General features: G+C 70.5%; 23 protein-coding genes. 9 read left to right on the plus strand and 14 right to left on the minus strand.

The window, feature by feature from the left end:
- Positions 1–42 precede the first annotated feature (42 nt).
- Entirely contained in the window at positions 43–1,287 is a 1,245-nt protein-coding gene (locus AU194_RS09390; protein WP_059088944.1) for an alanine racemase, read from the plus strand.
- Here AU194_RS09390 and AU194_RS09395 read toward each other — a convergent pair.
- From AU194_RS09395 to ftsH, 10 genes are all read right to left on the minus strand, one after another.
- Positions 1,284–2,084, minus strand: a complete 801-nt coding sequence (locus AU194_RS09395; protein ID WP_059088945.1) for a type III pantothenate kinase — start codon at positions 2,082–2,084, stop codon at positions 1,284–1,286. The two genes, AU194_RS09390 and AU194_RS09395, sit on opposite strands and share 4 nt — an antisense overlap.
- Positions 2,085–2,120: 36 nt before the next feature.
- Positions 2,121–3,062 (minus strand): pantoate--beta-alanine ligase, encoded by a 942-nt coding sequence (gene panC, locus AU194_RS09400; RefSeq protein WP_059088946.1) that lies wholly within the window; start codon positions 3,060–3,062, stop codon positions 2,121–2,123.
- Positions 3,059–3,976, minus strand: a complete 918-nt coding sequence (locus AU194_RS09405) for a Rossmann-like and DUF2520 domain-containing protein (RefSeq protein ID WP_059088947.1) — start codon at positions 3,974–3,976, stop codon at positions 3,059–3,061. The genes panC and AU194_RS09405 overlap by 4 nt, the downstream gene beginning before the upstream one ends.
- A 96-nt stretch (positions 3,977–4,072) precedes the next feature.
- On the minus strand, positions 4,073–5,377 hold the full coding sequence (locus tag AU194_RS09410; RefSeq protein ID WP_059088948.1) for a DUF6779 domain-containing protein: 1,305 nt from the start codon (positions 5,375–5,377) through the stop codon (positions 4,073–4,075).
- A gap of 64 nt (positions 5,378–5,441) precedes the next feature.
- Positions 5,442–5,921: a DUF3180 domain-containing protein gene (locus AU194_RS09415; RefSeq protein WP_059088949.1), complete on the minus strand. Its 480-nt coding sequence runs from the start codon at positions 5,919–5,921 to the stop codon at positions 5,442–5,444.
- The gene (gene folK, locus AU194_RS09420; protein WP_059088950.1) at positions 5,921–6,451 is read right to left on the minus strand and encodes a 2-amino-4-hydroxy-6-hydroxymethyldihydropteridine diphosphokinase; all 531 of its coding nucleotides are present in this window, start codon (positions 6,449–6,451) and stop codon (positions 5,921–5,923) included. The genes AU194_RS09415 and folK overlap by 1 nt, the downstream gene beginning before the upstream one ends.
- Positions 6,448–6,819: a dihydroneopterin aldolase gene (gene folB, locus AU194_RS09425; RefSeq protein WP_059089073.1), complete on the minus strand. Its 372-nt coding sequence runs from the start codon at positions 6,817–6,819 to the stop codon at positions 6,448–6,450. The genes folK and folB overlap by 4 nt, the downstream gene beginning before the upstream one ends.
- Entirely contained in the window at positions 6,812–7,639 is an 828-nt protein-coding gene (gene folP / locus AU194_RS09430; protein WP_059088951.1) for a dihydropteroate synthase, read from the minus strand. Before folP ends, folB begins: the two co-directional genes overlap by 8 nt.
- Positions 7,636–8,241 (minus strand): GTP cyclohydrolase I FolE, encoded by a 606-nt coding sequence (folE, locus tag AU194_RS09435; protein ID WP_059088952.1) that lies wholly within the window; start codon positions 8,239–8,241, stop codon positions 7,636–7,638. Before folE ends, folP begins: the two co-directional genes overlap by 4 nt.
- A gap of 21 nt (positions 8,242–8,262) precedes the next feature.
- A complete protein-coding gene (ftsH, locus tag AU194_RS09440) occupies positions 8,263–10,584 on the minus strand; it encodes an ATP-dependent zinc metalloprotease FtsH (RefSeq protein ID WP_059088953.1) in 2,322 nt (773 codons plus the stop codon).
- A gap of 267 nt (positions 10,585–10,851) precedes the next feature.
- Here ftsH and AU194_RS09445 point away from each other — a divergent pair, with 267 nt between their 5' ends.
- From AU194_RS09445 to AU194_RS09460, 4 genes are read left to right on the plus strand one after another with little or no spacing between them, the layout of a single operon-like run.
- On the plus strand, positions 10,852–11,781 hold the full coding sequence (locus AU194_RS09445; protein WP_197417565.1) for an alpha/beta fold hydrolase: 930 nt from the start codon (positions 10,852–10,854) through the stop codon (positions 11,779–11,781).
- Positions 11,778–12,962 (plus strand): LLM class flavin-dependent oxidoreductase, encoded by a 1,185-nt coding sequence (locus AU194_RS09450; protein WP_059088954.1) that lies wholly within the window; start codon positions 11,778–11,780, stop codon positions 12,960–12,962. Before AU194_RS09445 ends, AU194_RS09450 begins: the two co-directional genes overlap by 4 nt.
- Positions 12,962–13,978, plus strand: a complete 1,017-nt coding sequence (locus tag AU194_RS09455) for a zinc-binding dehydrogenase (RefSeq protein ID WP_059088955.1) — start codon at positions 12,962–12,964, stop codon at positions 13,976–13,978. Before AU194_RS09450 ends, AU194_RS09455 begins: the two co-directional genes overlap by 1 nt.
- Before the next feature lie 15 nt (positions 13,979–13,993).
- On the plus strand, positions 13,994–14,722 hold the full coding sequence (locus AU194_RS09460) for an SIMPL domain-containing protein (RefSeq protein ID WP_059088956.1): 729 nt from the start codon (positions 13,994–13,996) through the stop codon (positions 14,720–14,722).
- 15 nt (positions 14,723–14,737) lie between these two features.
- Here AU194_RS09460 and hpt read toward each other — a convergent pair whose 3' ends face one another.
- The 4 genes from hpt to dacB are packed head-to-tail and all read right to left on the minus strand — an operon-like array spanning position 14,738 to position 18,735.
- Positions 14,738–15,358, minus strand: a complete 621-nt coding sequence (gene hpt / locus AU194_RS09465; RefSeq protein WP_059088957.1) for a hypoxanthine phosphoribosyltransferase — start codon at positions 15,356–15,358, stop codon at positions 14,738–14,740.
- Positions 15,359–15,368: 10 nt separating this feature from the next.
- Positions 15,369–16,331, minus strand: a complete 963-nt coding sequence (gene tilS / locus AU194_RS09470; protein ID WP_059088958.1) for a tRNA lysidine(34) synthetase TilS — start codon at positions 16,329–16,331, stop codon at positions 15,369–15,371.
- Positions 16,310–17,350, minus strand: coding sequence for a zinc-dependent metalloprotease (locus AU194_RS09475; RefSeq protein ID WP_157575962.1), 1,041 nt, complete (start codon positions 17,348–17,350; stop codon positions 16,310–16,312). The genes tilS and AU194_RS09475 overlap by 22 nt, the downstream gene beginning before the upstream one ends.
- Positions 17,347–18,735: a D-alanyl-D-alanine carboxypeptidase/D-alanyl-D-alanine-endopeptidase gene (gene dacB, locus AU194_RS09480; protein WP_059088960.1), complete on the minus strand. Its 1,389-nt coding sequence runs from the start codon at positions 18,733–18,735 to the stop codon at positions 17,347–17,349. Before dacB ends, AU194_RS09475 begins: the two co-directional genes overlap by 4 nt.
- Positions 18,736–18,865: 130 nt before the next feature.
- On the opposite strand from dacB, the gene AU194_RS09485 reads away from it, so the two are divergent.
- The 4 genes from AU194_RS09485 (at position 18,866) to AU194_RS09500 (ending at position 22,177) form a co-directional block, all read left to right on the plus strand.
- Positions 18,866–19,354: an inorganic diphosphatase gene (locus AU194_RS09485; RefSeq protein WP_059089075.1), complete on the plus strand. Its 489-nt coding sequence runs from the start codon at positions 18,866–18,868 to the stop codon at positions 19,352–19,354.
- Between the two features lie 97 nt (positions 19,355–19,451).
- Entirely contained in the window at positions 19,452–19,973 is a 522-nt protein-coding gene (locus AU194_RS09490; protein ID WP_059088961.1) for a 2-oxo-4-hydroxy-4-carboxy-5-ureidoimidazoline decarboxylase, read from the plus strand.
- Between the two features lie 22 nt (positions 19,974–19,995).
- The gene (alc, locus tag AU194_RS09495; protein WP_059088962.1) at positions 19,996–21,006 is read left to right on the plus strand and encodes an allantoicase; all 1,011 of its coding nucleotides are present in this window, start codon (positions 19,996–19,998) and stop codon (positions 21,004–21,006) included.
- 1 nt (position 21,007) lies between these two features.
- Positions 21,008–22,177: a metallophosphoesterase gene (locus tag AU194_RS09500; protein ID WP_059088963.1), complete on the plus strand. Its 1,170-nt coding sequence runs from the start codon at positions 21,008–21,010 to the stop codon at positions 22,175–22,177.
- Positions 22,178–22,200 lie beyond the last annotated feature (23 nt).

Genomic DNA, 22,200 nt, shown 5'->3' on the forward strand with positions numbered 1-22,200 from the left:
CGCCGTGACCACGCGCGTACCGCCGACGCCTTTAATGAACCAATGCGCACCCCGATCGACCACGACGCCGTCGCCGCACTGGCCGACCAGCCACTCGACTGGCGCTACAAGGGGTTGCCCGCGCAATGGTCGGATAGGACGCCCGCACAGATCTGTGCCGGCTCCCCGGAATTGTTCGGGGCGGGGGTGCTCGGACCGGTGTGCGTGCTGCGGGCCTCGGCGCTGACGCACAACCTGATCACGATGGCCCGGTGGTGCCGTCGCCGCGGCGTGGACCTGGCCCCCCACGCGAAGACGCACATGGCGCCGCAGCTGCTGGCCCGCCAGTTCGACGCGGGGGCGGTGGCGGCGACCGCGGCCACGGTCGGTCAGGTGCGGGTGCTGCGCGCGTTCGGCGTGCGCGAGGTACTGCTGGCCAACGAGGTCGTCGACCCGGCGGGATTGGGGTGGCTGGCCCGCGAGATGGCGGCCGATCCGGACTTCCGGGTGGTGTGCTGGGTGGATTCGGTGCACGGCGTCGAATTGATGTCGGCGGCGCTGGCCGGGGCGCAGCGACCCCTCGACGTCTGCGTCGAGATCGGCTTCGCCGGCGGACGCACCGGCTGCCGCACCACCGCCGTGGCCGATGCGGTGGCGCGTGCCGCCGTCGCGTCGCCGCGGCTGCGTCTGGTCGGTGTCGCGGGGTACGAGGCGGCCCGCGGGCATGAGGTGAGCGCCGACGCGTTGGCCGAGGTGACCGGATACCTGGCGACGGTGCGCGCCGCCGTCGAACGGTGGGCCGGACTGTTCGAGACCGACGAGGTGCTGGTCACCGCGGGTGGGAGCACGTACTTCGACCGGGTGGCCGACGTGCTGACCGGTGGGTGGCCGGGTGGGCTGACGGTGCGGACCGTGCTGCGCAGCGGGTGCTACCTCACCCATGACGACGGGCTCTACGCGCGCACGTCGCCGCTGGGCCGCGGCGAGTCAGGTGGCCTCACCCCGGCGATGAGCGTGTGGGCGCAGGTCCTATCGCGTCCGGAGGACGGTCTGGCCCTGGTCGGGATGGGCCGCCGCGACGTCTCCTTCGATCAGGGACTGCCCGTGCCGAAGGCCTTGCGCGACAGTCAGATCGAGCGGCTCAACGATCAGCACGCCTACCTGCGCGTCGGCGCCGACGAGGTCGCGGTCGGCGACTGGCTGGAGTTCGGGGTGTCGCACCCGTGTACGACCTTCGACAAGTGGCAGCTGATCCCGGTGCTCGACGACGACAACCGCGTCGTCGACCTGATCCGCACGTTCTTCTAGCGACGGCGCTGGTTCTCGCGGTTGCGTTCGTACACCAGCCGCAGACCGTCGAGGGTCAGGTGCGGGTCGTAGTGCTCGACGGTGTGCACGTCCGGCAGCACCAGCGGCGCGGTGTGGCCGGTGGCGACCACGGCGACGTCGTTACCGGAGAACCCGTCGACGTCCTCGCGGATGCGCGTCACCAGACCGTCGACCAGACCGGCGAATCCGAACAGCGCACCGGACTGCATGCACTCGACGGTGTTTTTGCCGATCACCGAACGCGGCCGCGTCAGCTCCACCCGGCGCAGCGCCGCCGATCTGGCCGCCGCGGCGTCCGACGACACCTGCACCCCCGGCGCGATCGCCCCGCCGAGGAACTCGCCCTTGGCCGAGACGACGTCGACACAGATCGAGGAGCCGAAGTCGACGACGATCGCGGCGCTGCCGAACCGGTGGTAGGCGGCCAGGCAATTGACGATCCGGTCCGCCCCGACCTCCTTCGGATTGTCGACGAGCAGCGGGATACCGGTCCGCACACCGGGTTCGATCAGCACGTGCGGCACCTTCGGCCAGTACTGCTCGAGCATCAGCCGGACCTCGTGCAGCACCGACGGCACCGTCGACAGGCCGGCCGCGCCGGTGAGGCGTTCGGAGTCGTCGCCGATGAGACCGTCGATGGTCAGGGCGAGTTCGTCCGCGGTGGCTTCGGCCTCGGTGCGGATCCGGAACTGCTGCACCACTTTCGCGTGGTCCCCGGATCCGGAGATCAGCCCGACGGTGGTATGGGTGTTGCGGACGTCGATGGTGAGCAGCACTGCGTTACCGCGGCGCCGTCGAGAACGTGCGGAACATCAATTCCTCCAAGGCAATTGGTGGTCTGGCGATCCGACGCGCGGATGGCCGTCGATACCGCCGGACGCGCCGATGTCGACGGCGATGTTGTCCAGCAGCCTGGTTCGCCCGAGCCGGGCGGCCACCAGCAGCCGGGCCGGGCCCTCGTGCGGCGCAGGCCCCAGCATCGGATCGCGAACCTGCAGATAGTCGACGTCGATGGTGGGGACCTCGTCGAGCACCGCGCGTGCGGCGTCCAGGGTGGCGGCCGCTCCGTTGGACGCGGCGTACATCCCGGCCAGCAGCGCGGCCGACAGTGCGCCCGCGTGTTCGCGTTCGACCTCGTCGAGGTAGCGGTTGCGCGAGGACAGCGCAAGGCCGTCGGCCTCCCGGACCGTGGGCACCCCGACGATCTGGGTGTCGAAGTTCAGGTCGGTGGCCATCTGCCGGATCAGCACCAGCTGCTGGTAGTCCTTCTCGCCGAAGAACGCGCGGTCGGGCCGCACGATCTGCAGGAGCTTGCACACCACCGTCAGAACGCCGGCGAAATGGCCTGGGCGCGAAGCACCTTCGAGGTCATCACCCAGCGGTCCCGGATGCACGGCGGTCCGGGTGCCGTTGGGGTACATGTCGGTGACGGTCGGGGTGAACGCGATCTCGACGCCTTCACCGCGCAGCGCGGCGAGGTCGTCGTCGAGGGTCCGCGGATACGCGTCGAGGTCCTCCCCCGCCCCGAACTGCAGCGGGTTGACGAAGATCGACACCACGGCGGCGGCACCCTGCACCCGTTTGGCCTGCCTGATCAGCGACAGATGGCCCTCGTGCAGCGCCCCCATCGTCGGGACGAGCATGACCCGCCGCCCGGTGGCGCGCAGCGCGCGGGTGACGTCGGCGACGTCGCGGGGTGCGGTGTAGACGTTGAGCTCACCCTTGGTGAACTGCGCCGGGCGCCGGATGGTCATCGCTGCACCGCCAGCGCCGCGAGCACGTCGTCGGAGGCGTGCGCCCGCTGGGCGGTGCGCAGCGAGTTCGTCCGGTACGCCTCGGCCAGTTCGGGATTCACTTCGGCGAGCGCGCGCAGATGCGTGCTGACCGCCGGTGCGTCGCCGCGCGCCACCGGACCGGTCAGCGCGGCCTGACCGCGCTGCAGCGCGTTCTCGAGCGACGCCCGCGCCAACGGCGCGACCACCCGCTCGGCGATCCCACCCGGTGCGTCCCCGACGGTTTCCTGACCCAAGAGTTCCTGCCCCCACAGTGCGGACCGCAATGCCTCGACCGCGTCGAGGATGACGGTGGTGACGTGATTACCCGCGTGCGCCAGCGCCGCGTGATACAGCGGACGCGCATCCTCCCTGACCCGGAACGGCTCACCGCCGATCTCGAGCACCAGCGACTGCGCGATCGCGTACCCGACGTCGTCGGCGGCGGTGACGCCGAAGCACGCATCCGACAGCCGGGCGATGTCCTCGTCGGCGCCGGTGAACGTCATGGCCGGGTGGATGGCCAGCGGGACGCAGCCCGCCTCGGCCAGCGGCGCGAGGATGCCGACGCCGTTGGCGCCGGAGGTGTGGGCGACGATCGCGCCCTGGGGCACCGCCCCGGTGGCCGCCAGGCCGGAGACCACGGCGGCGAGTTCGGCGTCGGGTACGGCCAACAGCAGCAGTTCGGCGCGGGCGGCCACGTCGTGGACCGGGAGGACGGCGCTGTCGGGCAGTCGGTGTTCGGCGCGCTGCCGCGACGCCTTGGAGATCGCGTTACAGGCGACGACGACGTGCCCCGCGCGTTCGAGTGCGACACCCAGCGCGGTGCCGACGCGGCCGGCGGAGATGATGCCGACCGACAGCCGGGCCGGGCGCAGTCCGTCGGGCTGCTCCATTGCAGGCGACCTCGCAAGTCTCGAGTTCAACGTTTCCGTTCCGGTCCCCGATGGGGTACCGGACGGTCGCTAGAAGGTTAACTCACCGGGTTCGGGTCACGGTTCGCGGCGGCGACGGCCGCCCCCGCCGGTGGGATGGGCCTCCAGCCGGGCGAGCAGTTCGGCGACGGACTGGCCGCCGGTGTCCTCGAGGCTGCGGCGGCGCCGCGCCCTGACCTCCTCGGCGGTCTCCTGCGGGCCCTGCATCGGAGCCTCCGGGGTCTCCGGGGCGGCGGTCTCGTCGGCCGGTGCGTAATGCCGTCCGCGCCGCGGCTCCTCGGCCGACTCGGCCGGCTCCTCCGCGCGGCGCCGCCCGACGTACTCGGTCGCCGGTTCCTCGGCCACCGGCGCCACCCAGTGACTGCCGGGTGCGCCCGGCGGGATCCACTGCCCCTCGGCGGGCACCGGCTGCCAGCCGCCCGGTTCGGGTCGAGGCTCGGGCTCGGGCTGTGGTTCCGGCTCTGGTTGTGGTTCCGGTACGGGCTCGGGCGGTGGCGCGGGCCGCTCCCACGCTTCCGCTTCGTGCAGCGGGGTGATGCGGGGGTCGGTGTCCGGTTCGTCTTCGTGCTCGTGTTCGGGCTGCGGCGGCGGGTTCCAGGCCGCCTGCGCGGCGGGTTCCGGTTCCTCGGCGCGACGGCGTCTGCGGCGCGGCTCCGGCTCGTGCGGTTCGGGTTCCGACGGCCTGCGGTGCGCCCCGCCGAACACCGGCTCCGGCTCCGGTACCGAATCCGGTTCCGGCGGTTGCGGTTCGGCGGGCACGTCGATGATCGGGCTTTCCTCGGTGCGGGATTCGCTCTCGTCGACGTCGGCGTCGCGCAGCATCTCGTCGAGCCTGCTGCTGCTCACCCGTCCGGTGGTCTCCGAATCCGGCGCCCAGTCACTGTATGCGCGCACGGTGGTGCGTTCGTTCTCGATCGCAGGCCGGTGCGCCAGGTCGGTGTCGAACAGGATCTCGAGGTTGGTGCGCAGGGCGGCGAGTTCGGCGCGCAGCGCGGCCACCTCGTCGGCCGCCTGGGCCTGCAGCTCGTTGGCGATCTCGCGGCGCAGCTGGGACTCGACGGTCAGCTCGTACTCGCGGCGCGCGGAGATCTCCCGATCCAGCTGCAGGTCGTAGACGAGTTTGAGATCGCGGGCCTTGGCCTGGTCGTGATCGCTTTGCCGACGGTAGATCACCGAGACGAATGCGGCGGCCACCGCGGCCCACAACGCCAGGATGACAGCCAGTTTCAGCAATTCGACGCGGTTGGTGAACACCAGCGCAGAACTTGCCACGATGGCCAGCACCAGCAAGACTGTCAGCAGCATCCAGCCCGGTCTGCGGTTGCCGCGCCGGGCGCGCGGTCCGCGGGGCAGGACAGTCATGGGCCGACTGTACCCGCGAGAGGTCGCCAAGCGTGTCGACCCACGCGGCGATTCGAGCGACGGGTCAGTCCGAGGGGTCGTCGGGGTCTTCCGGCGGCTCGGGCGGCGACATGCAGCAATGCTGCAGCCACAGACCCGCGATCACGAGCGCCAGTGCGCTGATCGCCGCGACCGCCACTCCGGGGGTGTCCTCACCGGCTGCGCGCAGGGCGCCGCGCTGCGGCAGGATCTGCAGCAGCACTCCCGTCCACCAGCCCAGGACCGGCGCCCCCACCCAGGCCGAGGCCTTGGCGATCACCACCGAACGGGCCACCGCGAGCGGATGCAGCCGACCGGGACCGTCGCCGATCTCCCCGTCGCGAATCTTGTTGCGTACGTTGACACCCCACACCGCCACCGCGGCGGCCACGCCGAGCAGCGACAGTCCGGTCCACACCGTGATCGGCGGGAACAGCCGGGGATAGGCCATCAGCGCGGCGAGGAATCCGACGACGCCCGCGAGGAGCGCCGCGGCCGCCAGGTCGCGTTTGCGGGTCGGGCCCATCAGTCGGCCGCGATCTCCGTACGCAGCACCAGGTCGGTGAGCCGCACACCGGCGCGTTCGACCGGTTCGAGGTCCTCCAGCCACAGCGAGATCGGCCGGGTGATGTCCCCGACGGTCAGCGATGCGTCCGGATCGACCGCCAGCCACGGCACCAGCACGAACGCCCGCAGGTGCGCGTAGGGGTGTGGCAGCGTGAGCTCGGCTGTGCCCGAACGCACTTCGGTGTCGCCGTCATGGCAGGTGACGATGTCGACGTCGAGGGTGCGCGGCCCCCACCGCTGCCCGCGCACGCGGTCGGCGGCCTGCTCGAGTTCCTGACCGCAGCGCAGCCAACCGTGGCAGTCGAGGGTCGGGTCGTCGGCGATCACCACCGCATTGAGGAACGCGCCCTGTTCGACGCCGCCCCACGCCTCGGTCTCGTACACCGGCGACACCGCGCGCACAGCGTCGCCCAGCGCGTCGACCACCGACTGCAACCGGGTCAGGCGGTCGCCCACATTCGATCCGACGGACAGCACGACTCTGGTCATCTGCGCTCCTCCCGGGTCCTTCGGGCCACCACCGCGACGTCGGCGAAGGTCAGCGGTATCGGCGCTTCGGGTTTGTGGACGACGACCTCGACCGCGTCGATGCGGTCGTCGGTCATCACGTCGTCGGCGATCTCGGCGGCCACGGTCTCGATGAGGTCTCGGGGCGGACCCGCGACGATGTCGGCCGCGCGCTGCGCCAGACCGCCGTAGTCGACGGTGTCGGCGAGGTCGTCACTCGCGGCGGCCGCGCGCAGATCCAGCCACAGCGTCACGTCCACCACGAAGTCCTGCCCGTCGCGGCGTTCGTGCTCGAACACCCCGTGGTTGCCGCGCACGGTCAACCCCCGCAGTTCGATCCGGTCAGACACCCGCACCCCTCCACGCCTGCAGCACCTTCAGGGCGTCCACGGTGGCACGCACGTCGTGCACCCGCACACCCCACACCCCGTGCATCGCGGCCAGCAGCGACACCGCCGCGGTCGCGGTCTCGCGGCCGTCGGGCGGGCGGACCGCGCCGTAGGCGTCGGAGAGCAGCGCACCGAGGAACCGTTTACGGGACGCCCCCACCAGCACCGGGACGTCGGTGGCCACCAGTTCGGGCAGCGCGTTGAGCAGCGCCCAGTTGTGCTGGCCGGTCTTGGCGAACCCCAGTCCCGGGTCGATGATCAAATTCCTGGGCTCCACCCCGGCTGCGACCGCGGCGTCCACGCTGGCGAGCAGTTCGGCGCGGACGTCGGCGACCACGTCACCGTAGACGGGCACCTGGTGGGGCCGCTCGGCGCCGACCGACCGCCAGTGCATGAGGATCCAGGGCACGCCTGCGTCGGCGACCACCCGCGCCATATCGGGGTCGGCGCGACCGCCGGAGACGTCGTTGACGATCGCGGCGCCGTGGTCGAGGGCGGCCTCGGCGACCCGGGCGTGCATGGTGTCGATGCTGACCGTGATGCCCGCGGCGGCGAGCGCCTCGACCACCGGAACGATGCGGGCGGTCTCGACCTGCGGGTCGACCCTGGTGGCGCCGGGACGGGTCGACTCCCCGCCGACGTCGATGATCGCGGCGCCCTCGGCCGACAGCGCCATCCCGTGGGCGACCGCGCGGCCGGCGTCGAGGAACTGGCCCCCGTCGGAGAACGAGTCGTCGGTGACGTTGACGACTCCCATCACCTGCACCCCGGTGACGCTCACTTGCGCAAGATCAGGTCCAGCGCCTCGGCCCGCGAAGCCTTGTCGGTCTTGAACTGTCCGCGGACCGCAGACGTGGTGGTCGTGGCGCCTGGTTTGCGGATGCCCCGCATGGCCATGCACAGGTGCTCGGCCTCCATCACCACGATCACCCCGCGCGGGTCGAGCTTCCGCATGAGCGCGTCGGCGACCTGGGCGGTCAACCGCTCCTGCACCTGCGGCCGCTTGGCGTAGAGGTCCACCACCCGCGCCAGCTTCGACAGCCCGGTCACCCGGCCGTCGACCCCGGGGATGTACCCCACGTGGGCGACGCCGTGGAACGCCACCAGGTGGTGTTCGCACGTGGAGTACATCGGGATGTCCTTGACCAGCACCATCTCGTCGTGTTGTTCGTCGAAGGTGGTGTTGAGGACGTCGTCGGGGTCGGTGTATAGGCCCGCGAACATCTCCCGGTAGGCCCGCGCCACCCGCGCCGGGGTATCGACCAGCCCGTGCCGGTCCGGATCCTCCCCGACCGCGATCAGCAGTTCGCGCACCGCTGCCTCGGCGCGCGGTTGGTCGAAATCAGCGATCTTGACCGTGGCCGAATTGTTCGACCGCGTCATCGAGGCCTCCTTGTGAAGTTGTCAGTTCTGCGCAGGCGGATTGGGACGGTCACCGTCGCGGCCGCGTTCCTGCTGCGGCCCGCGCTGCTGACCACCCTGCGGTCCGTGACCGGGCTGCGGATAGTGCTGGTAGGGCGGATACGGCTGCTGCTGACGCGGCGGCTCACCCCAGCCGGGGTTCGGCCCAGGCGGCGGATACCAGTAGCCACCCTGCTGACCCGACGGCTGCTGCGGCGGCGGCCAGCCCGGCGCGTGCCAGCCGGCGGGGGCGCCGTAGTCGGGCTGGGTCGACCCGTTGGGGGCACCGTTCGGCGATCCGTTGGACCCGTTCGACCCGTTCTTGCGGGCGGCCTCCTCGGCGGCCTTGCTGGCCGCGGCGATGGCCGCCTTGAAGGCGGGCTCGGGCTGCGGTTTGGGCCATTCCTCACCGCGTTCGATGGCCAGCTCACCCGGCGTCTTGATCGGCGGCTTGTCCGACGGCACCCGGCCGCCGAAGTCGTCGAACATGGTCAGCCGCGGCCGCTTCTTGACCTCGCCGAAGATCGCCTCGAGTTCGACGCGGTGCAGCGTCTCCTTCTCCAGCAGCTCCCCGGCGAGCGTGTCGAGCACGTCGCGGTACTCGGTGAGGATCTCCCACGCCTCGGTGTGGGCGGCCTCGATGAGCTTGCGGACCTCGTCGTCGATGATCTGGGCGACCTCGTGGCTGTAGTCCGACGAGGTGCCCATGGTGCGGCCGAGGAACGGATCGCCGTGCTCGGTGCCGTACCGCACGGCGCCGAGCTTGCTGCTCATGCCGTACTCGGTGACCATCGCGCGGGCGATCTTGGTGGCCTGCTGGATGTCGGACACCGCGCCGGTGGTGGGCTCGCGGAACACGAGCTCCTCGGCGGCACGGCCACCCATCGCGAACACCAGCCGCGAGATCATCTCCGAGCGGGTCATCAGACCCTTGTCGTCCTCGGGGACGGCGACGGCGTGGCCGCCGGTGCGGCCGCGCGCCAGGATCGTCACCTTGTAGATCGGCTCGATGTCGGGCATCGCCCAGGCGGCCAGGGTGTGGCCGCCCTCGTGGTAGGCGGTGATCTTCTTCTCGTGCTCGCTGATGATGCGGCTCTTGCGGCGGGGCCCGCCGACGACGCGGTCGACGGCCTCCTCGAGCGCGAGCCCGGTGATGACGGTGCCGTTCTCGCGAGCGGTGAGCAGCGCGGCCTCGTTGATGACGTTGGCCAAGTCGGCGCCGGACATGCCGACGGTGCGCTTGGCCAGCCCCTCGAGGTCGGCGTCACCGGCCATCGGCTTGCCCTGCGAGTGCACCTTGAGCACGGCGCGCCGGCCCGCGAGATCGGGGCTGGTGACCGGGATCTGGCGGTCGAACCGGCCCGGCCGCAGCAGGGCGGGGTCGAGGATGTCGGGGCGGTTGGTCGCCGCGATCAGGATGACGCCCTGGCGGTCGCCGAAACCGTCCATCTCGACGAGCAACTGGTTGAGCGTCTGCTCGCGTTCGTCGTGACCGCCGCCGAGGCCGGCGCCGCGCTGGCGGCCGACCGCGTCGATCTCGTCGACGAAGATGATGCAGGGGCTGTTCTGCTTGGCCTGTTCGAACAGGTCACGCACCCGGGAGGCACCGACACCGACGAACATCTCGACGAAGTCCGAACCGGAGATCGTGAAGAACGGCACCCCGGCCTCACCGGCGACGGCGCGGGCGAGGAGCGTCTTACCGGTACCGGGCGGGCCGTAGAGCAGCACACCCCTGGGGATCTTCGCGCCGAGCGCCTGGTAGCGGCTCGGGTTCTGCAGGAAGTCCTTGATCTCGTAGAGCTCCTCGACCGCCTCGTCCACGCCCGCGACATCGGCGAACGTGGTCTTGGGCATGTCCTTGGAGAGCTGCTTGGCCTTCGATTTACCGAAGCCGAAGCCCATCCGGCCGCCGGTCTGCATCCGGGAGAAGAAGACGAACAGCGCGACCAGCAGCAGCAGCGGCAACATGTAGATCAGCAGCGATCCCAGCACGCTGCCCTGGTTGACGACGGTGTTGATCTTCGCGTTCTTGTCCTGCAGCGACTCGAAGAGCTGGACCGCGTAGCCGGTCGGGTACTTCGTGAGGATCTTGTCGCTGTCCTCGGTGTCGCCGTTGCCGCTCTTGAGTTCCAGCCGCAGTTGCTGTTCGCGGTCGTCGATCTGGGCGCTCTTGACGTTGTCGCCGTTGATCTGCGCGATCGCCACGGAGGTGTCGACGGGCTTGTATCCGCGGGTGTCGTCGCTGAAATAAAAGAACGACCAGCCCAGCAACAACACGACCGCGATCACGATCAGCGTGCGGATCACATTTTTACGGTTCATCTTCTCCTAGGCCGGCGCAGGTGGCTGCCGGCCGTGTCCTTCCGATACGTGCAGCTGGGATCAGTTCAGGCTACCGCTAGACCAACGTGCGGTTGTTCCCGACGGCTTGCCGGAGGGAACCATGGATGAAGTCCGACGGCTTGCCGGAGGGAACCATGGATGAAGTCCGACGGCTCGGGCGCCGAGTCCTTCCCACGCGCGGCAGATGTGGACACGCCCGTGTCCAAACCGCTTCACGGCCGACGACGCGTGTGCTTGGGTGAGACGGTGATCACATCGACAGAACGGTTCGTCGAGACCAACGGCGTGCGGTTGCGGATCGTCGAGGCCGGTGACCGCGGCGCGCCCGTGGTGGTCCTCGCCCACGGCTTTCCCGAACTCGCCTACTCCTGGCGGCACCAGATCCCGGCGCTCGCGGCGGCCGGCTACCACGTCATCGCCCCCGATCAGCGCGGCTACGGCGAGTCGAGCCGACCCGAGGCCATCACCGACTACGACATCGTCGCGCTGACCGGAGACCTCGCCGGCCTGCTCGACGACGTCGGCGCGCAGCGGGCCGTGGTGGTGGGCCACGACTGGGGCTCCCCCGTCGTCACCAACTTCGCGCTGCTGCACCCCGACCGGGTGGCGGGCATGGTGAACCTCAGCGTCCCGCCGGTGCCGCGGGCATCGGACCCGCCGACCCGAATCTGGCGCAAGACCTTCGGCGACCACTTCTTCTACATCCTCTACTTCCAAGAACCGGGCGTCGCCGATGCGCACCTCGGCCAGGACCCACGGCAGTCGCTGCAACGCATGCTGGCGCTCGAGGGGTTCAGCGCCCCGGCCCCCGACCTCGCCGACAATCCGCTGCCCCCGCTGCCGGAGTGGATCAGCCAGGAGGAGTTCGACCACTACGCCGACGTGTTCACCCGGACCGGGTTCACCGGCGGCCTGAACTGGTACCGCAACTTCGACCGTAACTGGGAGCTGACCGAGACGACCCCGGCCGCGACCGTCACCGTGCCGACGTTGTTCATCGCGGGCAGCGCCGACCCGGTGCTCAGCTTCACCCCGCGCCACCGCGTCACCGATCTGATCACCGGCGAATACCGCGAGGTGCTGCTCGACGGCGCAGGCCACTGGCTACAGCAGGAGCGGCCCGAGGAGGTCAACGCCCTGCTCCTCGACCACCTCTCCGGATTGGATCTGACATGAAACCGCTGAACTTCGGGGTGTTCATCACCCCGTTCCACCCTGTCGGCCAATCCCCTACTGTCGCACTGGAATACGACCTCGAGCGGGTGGTGCGGCTGGACCGCCTCGGCTACGACGAGGCGTGGTTCGGCGAACATCATTCGGGCGGTTACGAACTCATCGCCTGCCCCGAGGTGTTCATCGCCACCGCCGCCGAGCGCACCAGGAACATCCGCCTGGGCACCGCGGTGGTGTCGCTGCCCTACCACCACCCGCTCATGGTCGCCGACCGCTGGGTGCTGCTCGACCACCTCACCCGCGGCCGGGTCATGTTCGGCACCGGTCCGGGCGCGCTGCCGTCGGACGCCTACATGATGGGCATCGACCCGGTCGATCAGCGTCCGATGATGCAGGAGTCGCTGGAGGCGATCCTCGCGCTGTTCCGCGCCGAACCCGACGAACGCATCACCCGTGAGACCGACTGGTTCACCCTGCGCGACGCCCAACTGCACATCCGGCCCTACACCTGGCCGTACCCGGAGATCTCCACCGCGGCGATGATCTCCCCGTCCGGCCCGCGCCTGGCCGGGGCGCTGGGCACGTCGCTGCTGTCGCTGTCGATGTCGGTGCCCGGCGGGTTCGCCGCGCTGGAGTCGACGTGGCAGATCGTCACCGACCAGGCCGCGAAATCCGGCCGCCCGGAACCGGATCGGGACGATTGGCGGGTGCTGGCCATCATGCATCTGGCCAACACCCGCGACCAGGCCATCGACGACTGCACCTACGGACTGCAGGATTTCGCCAACTACTTCGGCGCGGCCGGGTTCGTCCCGCTGTCCAACAGCGTCGAAGGCGAACGCTCACCGCGCGAGTTCGTCGCCGAGTACGCCGCGCAGGGTGGCTGCTGTATCGGAACCCCCGACGATGCGATCGCCTACATCGACGGGTTGCTCGAGAAGTCCGGTGGGTTCGGGACGCTGCTGCTGCTCGGACACGACTGGGCCTCTCCCGAGGCGACGTACCACTCCTACGACCTGTTCGCCCGAAAGGTCATGCCGCACTTCAAGGGTCAGCTCACCGCGCCGCGCGCCTCGCACGACTGGGCCAAGGGTATGCGGGACCAACTGCTCGGCCGTGCCGGCGACGCGATCGTCAAGGCCATCACCGAGCACACCGACGAGCAGAAGCAGGAGCCGCACTGATGCGCGCCTCGGTGCTGCGCGACGGCCGGATGGTGCTGCGCGACGATGTGCCCGAACCGGTTCCCGGCCCCGGGCAGGTACTGGTGGCGGTGAAGGCGTGCGGAATCTGCGGATCCGATCTGCACTTCGCCAAGCATGGCGCCGACGCGCTGGCCGCAGGCGCGCAGATGGAGGGTATGCCGAATCTGGGTGACAGCGTCGACCTGTCCGCCGATGTGTTCATGGGCCACGAGATCGCCGCCGAGGTGGTCGAATCCGGACCGGACACCGACGCACCCAAGCCCGGCACCGTGGTGACGTCGATCCCGGTGCTGCTCTCGGCGACCGGCGTCGCGCCGATCGTGTACTCCAACAGCGTGATCGGGGGCTACGCCGAACGCATGCTGCTGTCGGCGCCGCTGCTGATGCCGGTGCCCGACGGGACGGATCCCCGGCACGCCGCGCTGACCGAACCGATGGCGGTGGGTCTGCACGCGGTGAACAAGTCCGCGATCACCCCCGGTGAGACCGCGCTGGTGATCGGGTGCGGCCCGATCGGGATGGCGATCATCGCCGCGCTGCGGCTGCGCGGTGTGGAACACGTTGTCGCGTCGGACTTCTCGCCCGTACGTCGCAGGTTGGCGCAGACCATGGGCGCCCATGAGACCGTCGACCCCGCGCAGCGGTCCCCGTTCGAGGCCGCCACCCCGGCGGTGGTGTTCGAGGCGGTCGGCGCCCCGGGCGTCCTCAACGACGTCATGCGCCGCGCCCCCGCGCGCACCCGCATCGTGGTGGCCGGGGTGTGCATGGAATCCGACACCGTGGTGCCGTTCTACGGCGCCCCGAAGGAATTGAGCATCCAGTTCGTGTTCGCCTACGACCCCGCGGAGTTCGCGGAGACGCTGCGCGCCATCGCCGAGGGATCCATCGACGTGGCGCCGCTGGTCACCGGCGAGGTCGGACTCGACGGCATCGGCGACGCGTTCACCGCGCTGTCGCGGCCCGACGAGCAATGCAAGATCTTGGTCACTCCCTGACGTAGGGTGCCTGGCATGCCGATCTCTGCGCGCGCGAAGACCCGGTTGATCACCTTCGTCGCAGCGGGTGCGGCGGTGCTGGGGCTGGCCGGATGCGACGCCACCTCGGGGCCCGCCGGGGGCGCGCCCGCGGATGCCCGCCAGGTCACCGTCGTCGGATCCGGTGAGGTGCAGGGCGCCCCGGACACACTGACCGCCAGCGTCGCGATGGAGGCGATCGCTCCCGACGTCACCGGGGCGATGAACCAGTCGGGGCAGCGCCAGCAGGCGGTCATCGACGCACTGGTCGACGCGGGCATCGCCCGCGAGGACATCAACACCACCCAGGTCAGCCTGCAGCCACAGTTCGGCAACGACGGCAACAACATCGTCGGCTACCGGGCCAGCAACGCGATCGACGTGAAGATCCGCGACCTCAGCGCGGCATCGCAGGCGCTGGCGCTGATCGTCAGCACCGGCGGCGACGCCACCCGGATCAACTCGGTCAACTATTCGATCGAGGACGATTCGCAGTTGATCCGCGACGCGCGGGCGCGGGCGTTCGCCGACGCCAAGACCCGCGCCGAGCAGTACGCCCAACTGTCAGAGCTCGACCTCGGCAAGGTCATCTCGATCTCGGAGTCACCGGGTGGCGCCCCGCCGCCCACCCCGATGCCGCGCGGTGAGGCGGCGATGGCGGTGCCGCTGGAGCCGGGCAGGCAGACCGTGGGTTTCAGCGTGACCGTGGTGTGGGAGCTGGACTGATCGCCGCCGCCCCGCTCACTCGCCGCTGTAGACCCTGGGCTCCAGCGTGCCGATGTAGGGCAGATCCCGGTAGCGCTCGGCGTAGTCCAGGCCGTACCCGACGACGAACTCGTTGGGGATGTCGAATCCGACGTATTCCACGTCGAGTTCGGCGCGCACCGCATCGGGTTTACGCAGCAGGGTGCAGACCCGCAGCGAGCGCGGGTTCCGCGTCGCCAGGTTGCGCAGCAGCCACGACAGCGTCAACCCGGAGTCGATGATGTCCTCGACGATCAGCACGTCGCGGTCGTTGATGTCGCGGTCGAGGTCCTTGAGGATGCGCACCACACCCGACGACGAGGTCGACGAGCCGTAGGAGCTGACCGCCATGAACTCGAGCTGGGTCGGCAGCGGGATGGACCGGGCCAGATCGGTGACGAACATGACCGCACCCTTGAGCACCGTCACGAGCAGCAGATCCTCACCGCTCTCGCCGATCGCCGCACCGTAGGTCTCGGCGATCTGCGCCGCCAATTCGGCGGTGCGGGTCTGTATCTGTTCCTCCGAGAGCAGTACCGATTTGATGTCGCCCTCGTACAGCTCAGATGAATGCTCAGGCACGTTCACAGGGTGCCATGCCGCCCGGCCGGGAACCAACGCGGCTGTTCTACACCGGCTCGCGGTGCAGGGTGAGCCACCCGTCGCGGCGTCCGGCGATCAGTCGCTCGCGCACCGCATCGGAGCCGACCGCCACGCCGCCCTGCCCGCGCCACGCGCTCACCAGCGCGTCCACCCCGCGGATCTGGGTGTCGGTCAGCCCGCGCGCCCCGCCGGCGAGCAGCCACAGCCGGATGGCCCGGCGCCGGATCGCGGCGGGCTGCTGCGCCAGCCGCTTGGCGTCCACCCCGGCGTCGGTGGTGACCTCGGTCAGGGCGCGCTCGGCCTGGGCGTCGAGCGTGTCGTTGTCGTCCTGCAGCGCGGCCGCGGTGCGGGCCAGCGCCCTGGCCACTCCCCCGGCGAGCACATCCTCGAGAAGCGGCAGCACCTCGGCGCGCAGCCGGCTGCGGACGTAGCGGGGGTCGGCGTTGTGCGGGTCCACCCACGGCCGCAGCCCGAGTTCCTCGCACGCCGCGGCGGTCTGCGCGCGACGCACCCCCAGCAGCGGCCGGTACCACGGCGGGTCACAGACCCGCATCCCCGCGATCGACCGCGGCCCCGAACCCCGGCCGAGTCCGAGCAGCACCGTCTCGGCCTGGTCGTCGAGGGTGTGGCCGAGCAGCACCGGTGCGTCCCCGCACGCGTTGCGCAGCGCGTCGTACCGGGCGGTGCGCGCGGCGGCCTCCGGACCGCCCGCGGTGCCGACCGCGACGTGCAGCACCCGCGCGTCGACGCAGCCGAGCGCAAGCGCATGCGCGCGGGCGTCCTCGGCGACGGCGGCCGACCCGTCCTGCAGCCCGTGGTCGACGATCAGCGCGGTGGTCGGCAGCAGCCGGGCGGCGACCGCGGTCAACGCCAGCGAGTCGGCGCCTCCGGACAGCGCCACACACCAGCGCGGCGTGCCCGCCAGGTGCCGGCGCGCGAACCGGGCCACCTCGGCGCGCACCGCGGCTACAGCACGCGGTCGATCCATCGCTGCGGCTCGTCGACTTCTTCTGGTAGCGGCAGGGTTTCGGGTCCGGACCAGACGGTGTTGAAGCGCTCCATCCCGACCGTCGCCACGACATGGTCGACGAACGCCTTACCGCGGGTGTACTGGCTCATCTTGGCGTCGACGCCGAGCAGGGCCCGCAGGACGCGCTGCACCGGCGGTTGCTTGCGCTGGCGCCGCTGGTTGAAGCGTCCGCGGATGGTCGCGACCGTCGGCACGACGGCCGGCCCGACGGCGTCCATCACGTGGTCGGCGTGGCCCTCGAGCAGGGTGCCGAGCACCAGCAGCTGGTCGAGCGCGCGGCGCTGCGGTTCGGCCTGCACCGCGCGCATCAGCCCGATCACGCCGGTCGAGTTCGGTTCGGTGTGCGCGTTGCGGTTGCGCACGTAGTCGGCGAGCCGCGCGACCACCTCGGTGACGTCGTCGCTCGCATCCTTGGTGAGCACCGCCAGCGCCGAGGACATGTGGTCGGCCAGCCACGGGTTGGCGCGGAACTGCACGCGGTGGGTGACCTCGTGCAGGCACACCCACAGCCGGAAGTCGGTGGGCGAGACCCGCAGTTGCCGTTCGACCGCGATGACGTTGGGCCACACCAGCAGCAGCTCCCCGCCGCCGTCGGCGAACGGGTCGTACTGGCCGAGGATGCCCGAGGAGACGAAGGCCAGCACCGCACCGGTCTGGGCGCCGGTGACACGGCCGGTGATGAAGCCACTGGGTTTGTCGGTGCCGCCGGTCATCGTGCGCATCGAGTGGGCGGCCGCGCGGATCCAGCCGGGCCGGTCGACGATGCGGGCCTCGGTGACGGCGTTGCCCTCGTTGAGCCCGGTGACCTCGCGCACCGGCAGTTCGGCCTCCCGCGCCGAGGACGCGAGCTGGTCGATGACCTGGTCGCGGGTGTAGTCGGTGGCGGGTGGGCCGGGCCGGGTCAGTTTGGCGCCGACGGCCGCGGCGAACCGCCAGTCCACCGCGCGGCCGACGGTCAGGTCGTTCGATCTGCTCACGAGCCACATCCACAGGCGCGCAGGGTGGCGGCCAAGGCGTCGAGCGCCGTCCGCCCGGTCGGTCCGGCGTTGTTCGACAACAGCGCGAAGGTCAGCACCCGTCCGCGGGCGTCGGTGACGATGCCTGCCAGCGCGTTGGTGCCGGTCAGCGATCCGGTCTTGGCGCGCAACCACCCTGCGGCGTCGCGGCCCGCGGCGGTGTCGAGGTAGCGGTTGGACAGGGTGCCGCTGCCGCCGGCGATGGGCAGCAGGTCGACCAACGGACGCAGTTCGGGATGGTCGTCGCCGGTGGCGGCGGTGACCACCTCGTCGAGGGTCAGCGCGGTCAACCGGTCGTCGATCGAGAGGCCGCTGGAGTCGAACAGCCGGGCACCGGTGGTGTCGATCCCGGCCTTGCGGAGTTCACCCAGCACGGCCTGCGTGGCACCGTCGAAGCTCTGCGGGCGGCCGAGCTGGTCGGCCACCTCTCTGCCGATCGCCTCGGCCATCACGTTGTCGGAGAGGTTCATCATCACCCGCAACCGTTCCATGAGCGGCGGTGACTGCACGGCCGCGATCTGCTTGCCGCCGCGGTACGGGCCGTCGAGCACCGTGACGTTCGCGGGGTCGATGCGCAGTGCGGCGGCCAGCGCCCGCCCGGCGTCCAGGGCCGGGGTGGGCGAGCGTCGGGACTCCTCGCTGACGGGTTGGGTGCGGCCGCCGTCGAGCATGACCGGGACCATCGGGGCGATGTCGCCGCCGGGGATGTCGAGCGGATCCCAACCCACCGCCATCTCCGGACCCGTGTAGGCGCTGGTGTCGACGGCCACGGCGGTGGGTTCGATACCGCTGCGCCGTACCTGATCGGCGAGATCGCCGATGCGGGCGGCGTCGCGGTACCAGGTGTCGGTGCCCTTGGGCGCCGCGGACAGGGTCGGGTCGCCGCCGCCCTTGAGCACCACCAGCCCGGGGTCGCGTTTCTGGTCGCCCGCCACGACCGTGGTGGTCAGCCGGGCCTCGCGGTCGAGGGTCAGCAGTGCGGCGGCGGCGGTGAGCACCTTGTTCGTCGACGCCGGTTGCATCGGGACCTCAGCGCGCTGATCCCACAGCCGTTCCCCGGTGATGGCGTCGGTGACGCGGCCGGCGAGGTCGCCCAGGTTCGGGTCGGCCAGCGCGGGGGCCAGCGCGGCGGCGAGGCCGGCGTTGGTGGGCGCGGGCACCGAGTCCTCGACCGGTACGACGGCAGGGTCGGCGGTCGCGGGGGCGGGAACCGGTTTGGCGGCCTGCGCATCGGTGTTGCGGCCGGTGGTCAGCACCGCGGCGACCGCGACGACGACCGCGACCAGCACCAGGACCGCGAGGCTGACCAGCACATGGGTCGAACGCCGCCACCGGGTGGGCCGCATAACACTCCTGCTGTCGAAATGAGGTGACCGAACCACCCCGCCAACAGCAGGGTATCGCTCGTTTAGGGTGGACCCGCGTCGTCGGCACCCGGCGACCCCGATGCGTACACAGATGAAGGAGCCGACTGCGGTGGAGTTCGAGGTCGTCATCGAGATCCCCAAGGGGTCACGCAACAAGTACGAGGTGGACCACGAGAGCGGGCGGGTCAAGCTCGACCGTTACCTCTACACGTCGATGGCCTACCCGACCGACTACGGCTTCATCGAAGACACCCTGGGTGAGGACGGCGATCCACTCGACGCGCTGGTGCTGCTACCGGAGTCGGTGTTCCCCGGCTGCATCGTCGATGCCCGCCCGGTGGCGATGTTCCAGATGACCGACGAGGCAGGCGGCGACGACAAGGTGTTGTGCGTGCCGGCCGGCGACAAGCGCTGGGACCACATCCAGGACCTCGCCGATGTGCCGGAACAGATCCTCGAAGAGGTCAAGCACTTCTTCGTGCACTACAAGGACCTCGAGCCGAACAAGTTCGTCAAGGCCGCCGACTGGACCGGCCGGGAAGCGGCCGAGGCCGAGGTGCAGCGGTCGATCGAACGGTTCAAGTCTTCCGGTCACTGACCCGGAACTCGCTGCGTCAGCAAAGACCGCGGCACAAATTATCGCGCCCGTAACACGGCGTAACGCGGTTGTGGCTTGACGCTTCGATCATTGCCCCATGCTGATGCACCAGGGCATTGGCCTCGCGGCCTTCAACGCCATGCCGATCCGCCGGGCGGTCCACGCGGTGTACGAATGCTGCTACAGCGTCCCACTGGCCGCCGACCTCGCGCGCGCACGCCCCTACGCGAACCACGACGCGCTGTTCCGGCAGGCCGACGAACTGCTCTTCGATCTGTCCGAACAGTCCATCGACTCGATCCTGCAGGCCTATCCGTGTGTGGGCCGTCGGCCGGGCAGTGAGAAGTCGGCCGCCGAACAGTGCGCGGTGTTCTCCGAGCGGCCCGAGGTGATGGAGCAACTGAGCGCGGCCACCCGCGATTACCTGGACCATTTCGGGTTCGGCTTCGTCATGTACATCAACGGCTACGGCGCCGAGCAGGTGCTGACAACCCTTCTCGACCGCCTGCACAACGACGCCGAGACCGAGCGCAAACTGGTGCGCAACGAGCTCGCCCGGATCAATCGGGTCCGGCTCGAGCGGATGCTCGGGCCCGAAGGCGGTTACCACAACTGGTGATCGCCTCGCCTACGCTTCGCAGGTGAGCATCCCGCATTCACACTTCCTGTCGCTGCCGGATCTGGCGTCGCGCGCGGCCGGCGGCGCCGTCGTATGGGCCAATGACGAGCTGTTCGCCGAGAAGGAGAATCTGATCGTCCCGGCCGCCGCCGAACACCGGCCGGCGACGTTCGGCCACAAGGGTCAGATCTACGACGGCTGGGAGACGCGGCGGGGCCGCGGCGCCGGCCGGGAGTCACCGGACGCGGCGATCGTGCGACTGGGCGTGCCCGGCGTGGTGCGCGGCGTGGTGGTCGACACCGCATGGTTCACCGGCAACTACCCGCCCGAGGTGTCGGTGGAGGCGGCGTATGTGCCCGGTCATCCGTCGGTGGCCGAACTGCTCGACCGGCACTGGACGACGATCGTCGAGCGCAGCCCCGTCGACGGCGACACCCGCAACCCGTTCGAGGTGGCGTCCGGGCGGCGATGGTCCCACGTTCGGCTGTCCATCTATCCCGACGGCGGCGTGGCACGACTGCGGGTGCACGGCGAGGGATTGCTCGACCCCCAATTCGCGGAGCTGCCACTCGATCTGGCCGCGCTCGAGAACGGCGGCCGAATCGCGGGTTGTTCCAACATGTTCTACAGTTCGCCGAACAATCTGCTGCTCCCCGGCACCGCCCGCACCATGGGCGACGGATGGGAGACGTCGCGGCGGCGTGACGACGGCAACGACTGGGTGCAGGTGCAGTTGGCCGCCCACGGGGTGTTGAGCTTCGCCGAACTCGACACCTCGTACTTCATCGGCAACGCCCCCGGCGCCGCACGGCTGCGTGGCCGTGACGGCGACGGGGAGTGGTTCGACCTCCTGGAACACGTTGTGTTGCAACCGGATACGCGGCACCGATTCGTCATCGACACGCAGCGGCCGGTGACCGAGGCGCGGCTCGACGTCTTCCCCGACGGCGGGATGGCGCGGCTGCGGTTGTTCGGCAGGCTCACCGACGACGGTCTGCGCGCGGTTGCCGAGAAGTGGAGCCTGTCGGGCTGACATGTTCATCGTCATCCTGCTCGCCATCCTCGCGCTCATCCACCTCTACCTGTGGAAGCGGCTGGTCAAGGACACCACCGCCCCAGGGCGCACCCGGGCGATCCTCACCGCCGCACTACTCGCTCTGCTGGCCCTGCTGTGCGCGGCGCTGATCCTGCCGCGGGCGATCGGCCCGCAACAGTCCTCCTGGGTCGCCTGGCCGGGGTACCTGTGGTTCGGCGTGGCCGCCTACCTGCTGCTCACGCTGCTGGCGCTCGAACCCGTGCGGCTGGCGCTGCGCGGCTGGGTGCGGCGCCAGCCGGACGAACCGGCCGCCCCGCCTGCGGCGGCCGCGGTCAACCGGCGGGTGTTCCTCGCCCGCGCCAGCGCGACGGCGGCGGGTGCGGCGTCGGTGGGGCTGGTCGGATTCGGGGCGGCCACCGCGCTCGGCCCGCCGCAGGTGCTGACCGTCCCGGTCCGGTTGCGCCGACTCGACCCCGCGTTCACCGGCTTCCGGGTCGCCGTGGTGTCGGACATCCACCTCGGCCCGCTCGCCGGATGGGCCCACACCGAACGCATCGTGCGGATGATCAACGAGACAGAACCGGACCTGGTCGCGATCGTCGGCGATCTGGTCGACGGAACGGTCGCCGAACTCGGCTCCGCCGCAGCACCGTTGCGCGACATCGCCGCCCCTGAGGGGGCGTTCTTCGTCACCGGCAACCACGAGTACTTCACCGATGACCCCACCGAGTGGCTGTGGGAACTCGAACGCCTCGGGGTCAACCCGCTGCGCAACGAACACACCGCGATCCGTCGCGGGGGTGCGGCCTTCGACCTCGCAGGCGTCAACGACCTCGCCGGGGAACGGCATTCGGACGGGCCCGACTTCGACCGCGCGCTCAACGGCCGCGGCGGCGACAGGCCGACGGTGCTGTTGGCCCACCAACCGGTCCAGGTGGCCGAGGCCGCCGCGCGCGGGGTGGATCTGCAAGTGTCCGGGCACACCCACGGCGGGCAGATGTGGCCGTTCCACTACGCCGTCCGCTCCGCCCAGCCCGCGCTGGCCGGACTGTCCACCGTGGAAAGCACCCAGCTGTATGTCACCCGAGGCGCCGGCTTCTGGGGGCCACCGGTGCGCATCGGGGCGCCGCCGGACATCACCGTGCTGTCGTTGAGCCCCGAATCATGATGTCCGACAACGCAGGAGGTCGC

Source organism: Mycobacterium sp. GA-2829 (assembly GCF_001499965.1).
Lineage (GTDB): Bacteria > Actinomycetota > Actinomycetes > Mycobacteriales > Mycobacteriaceae > Mycobacterium.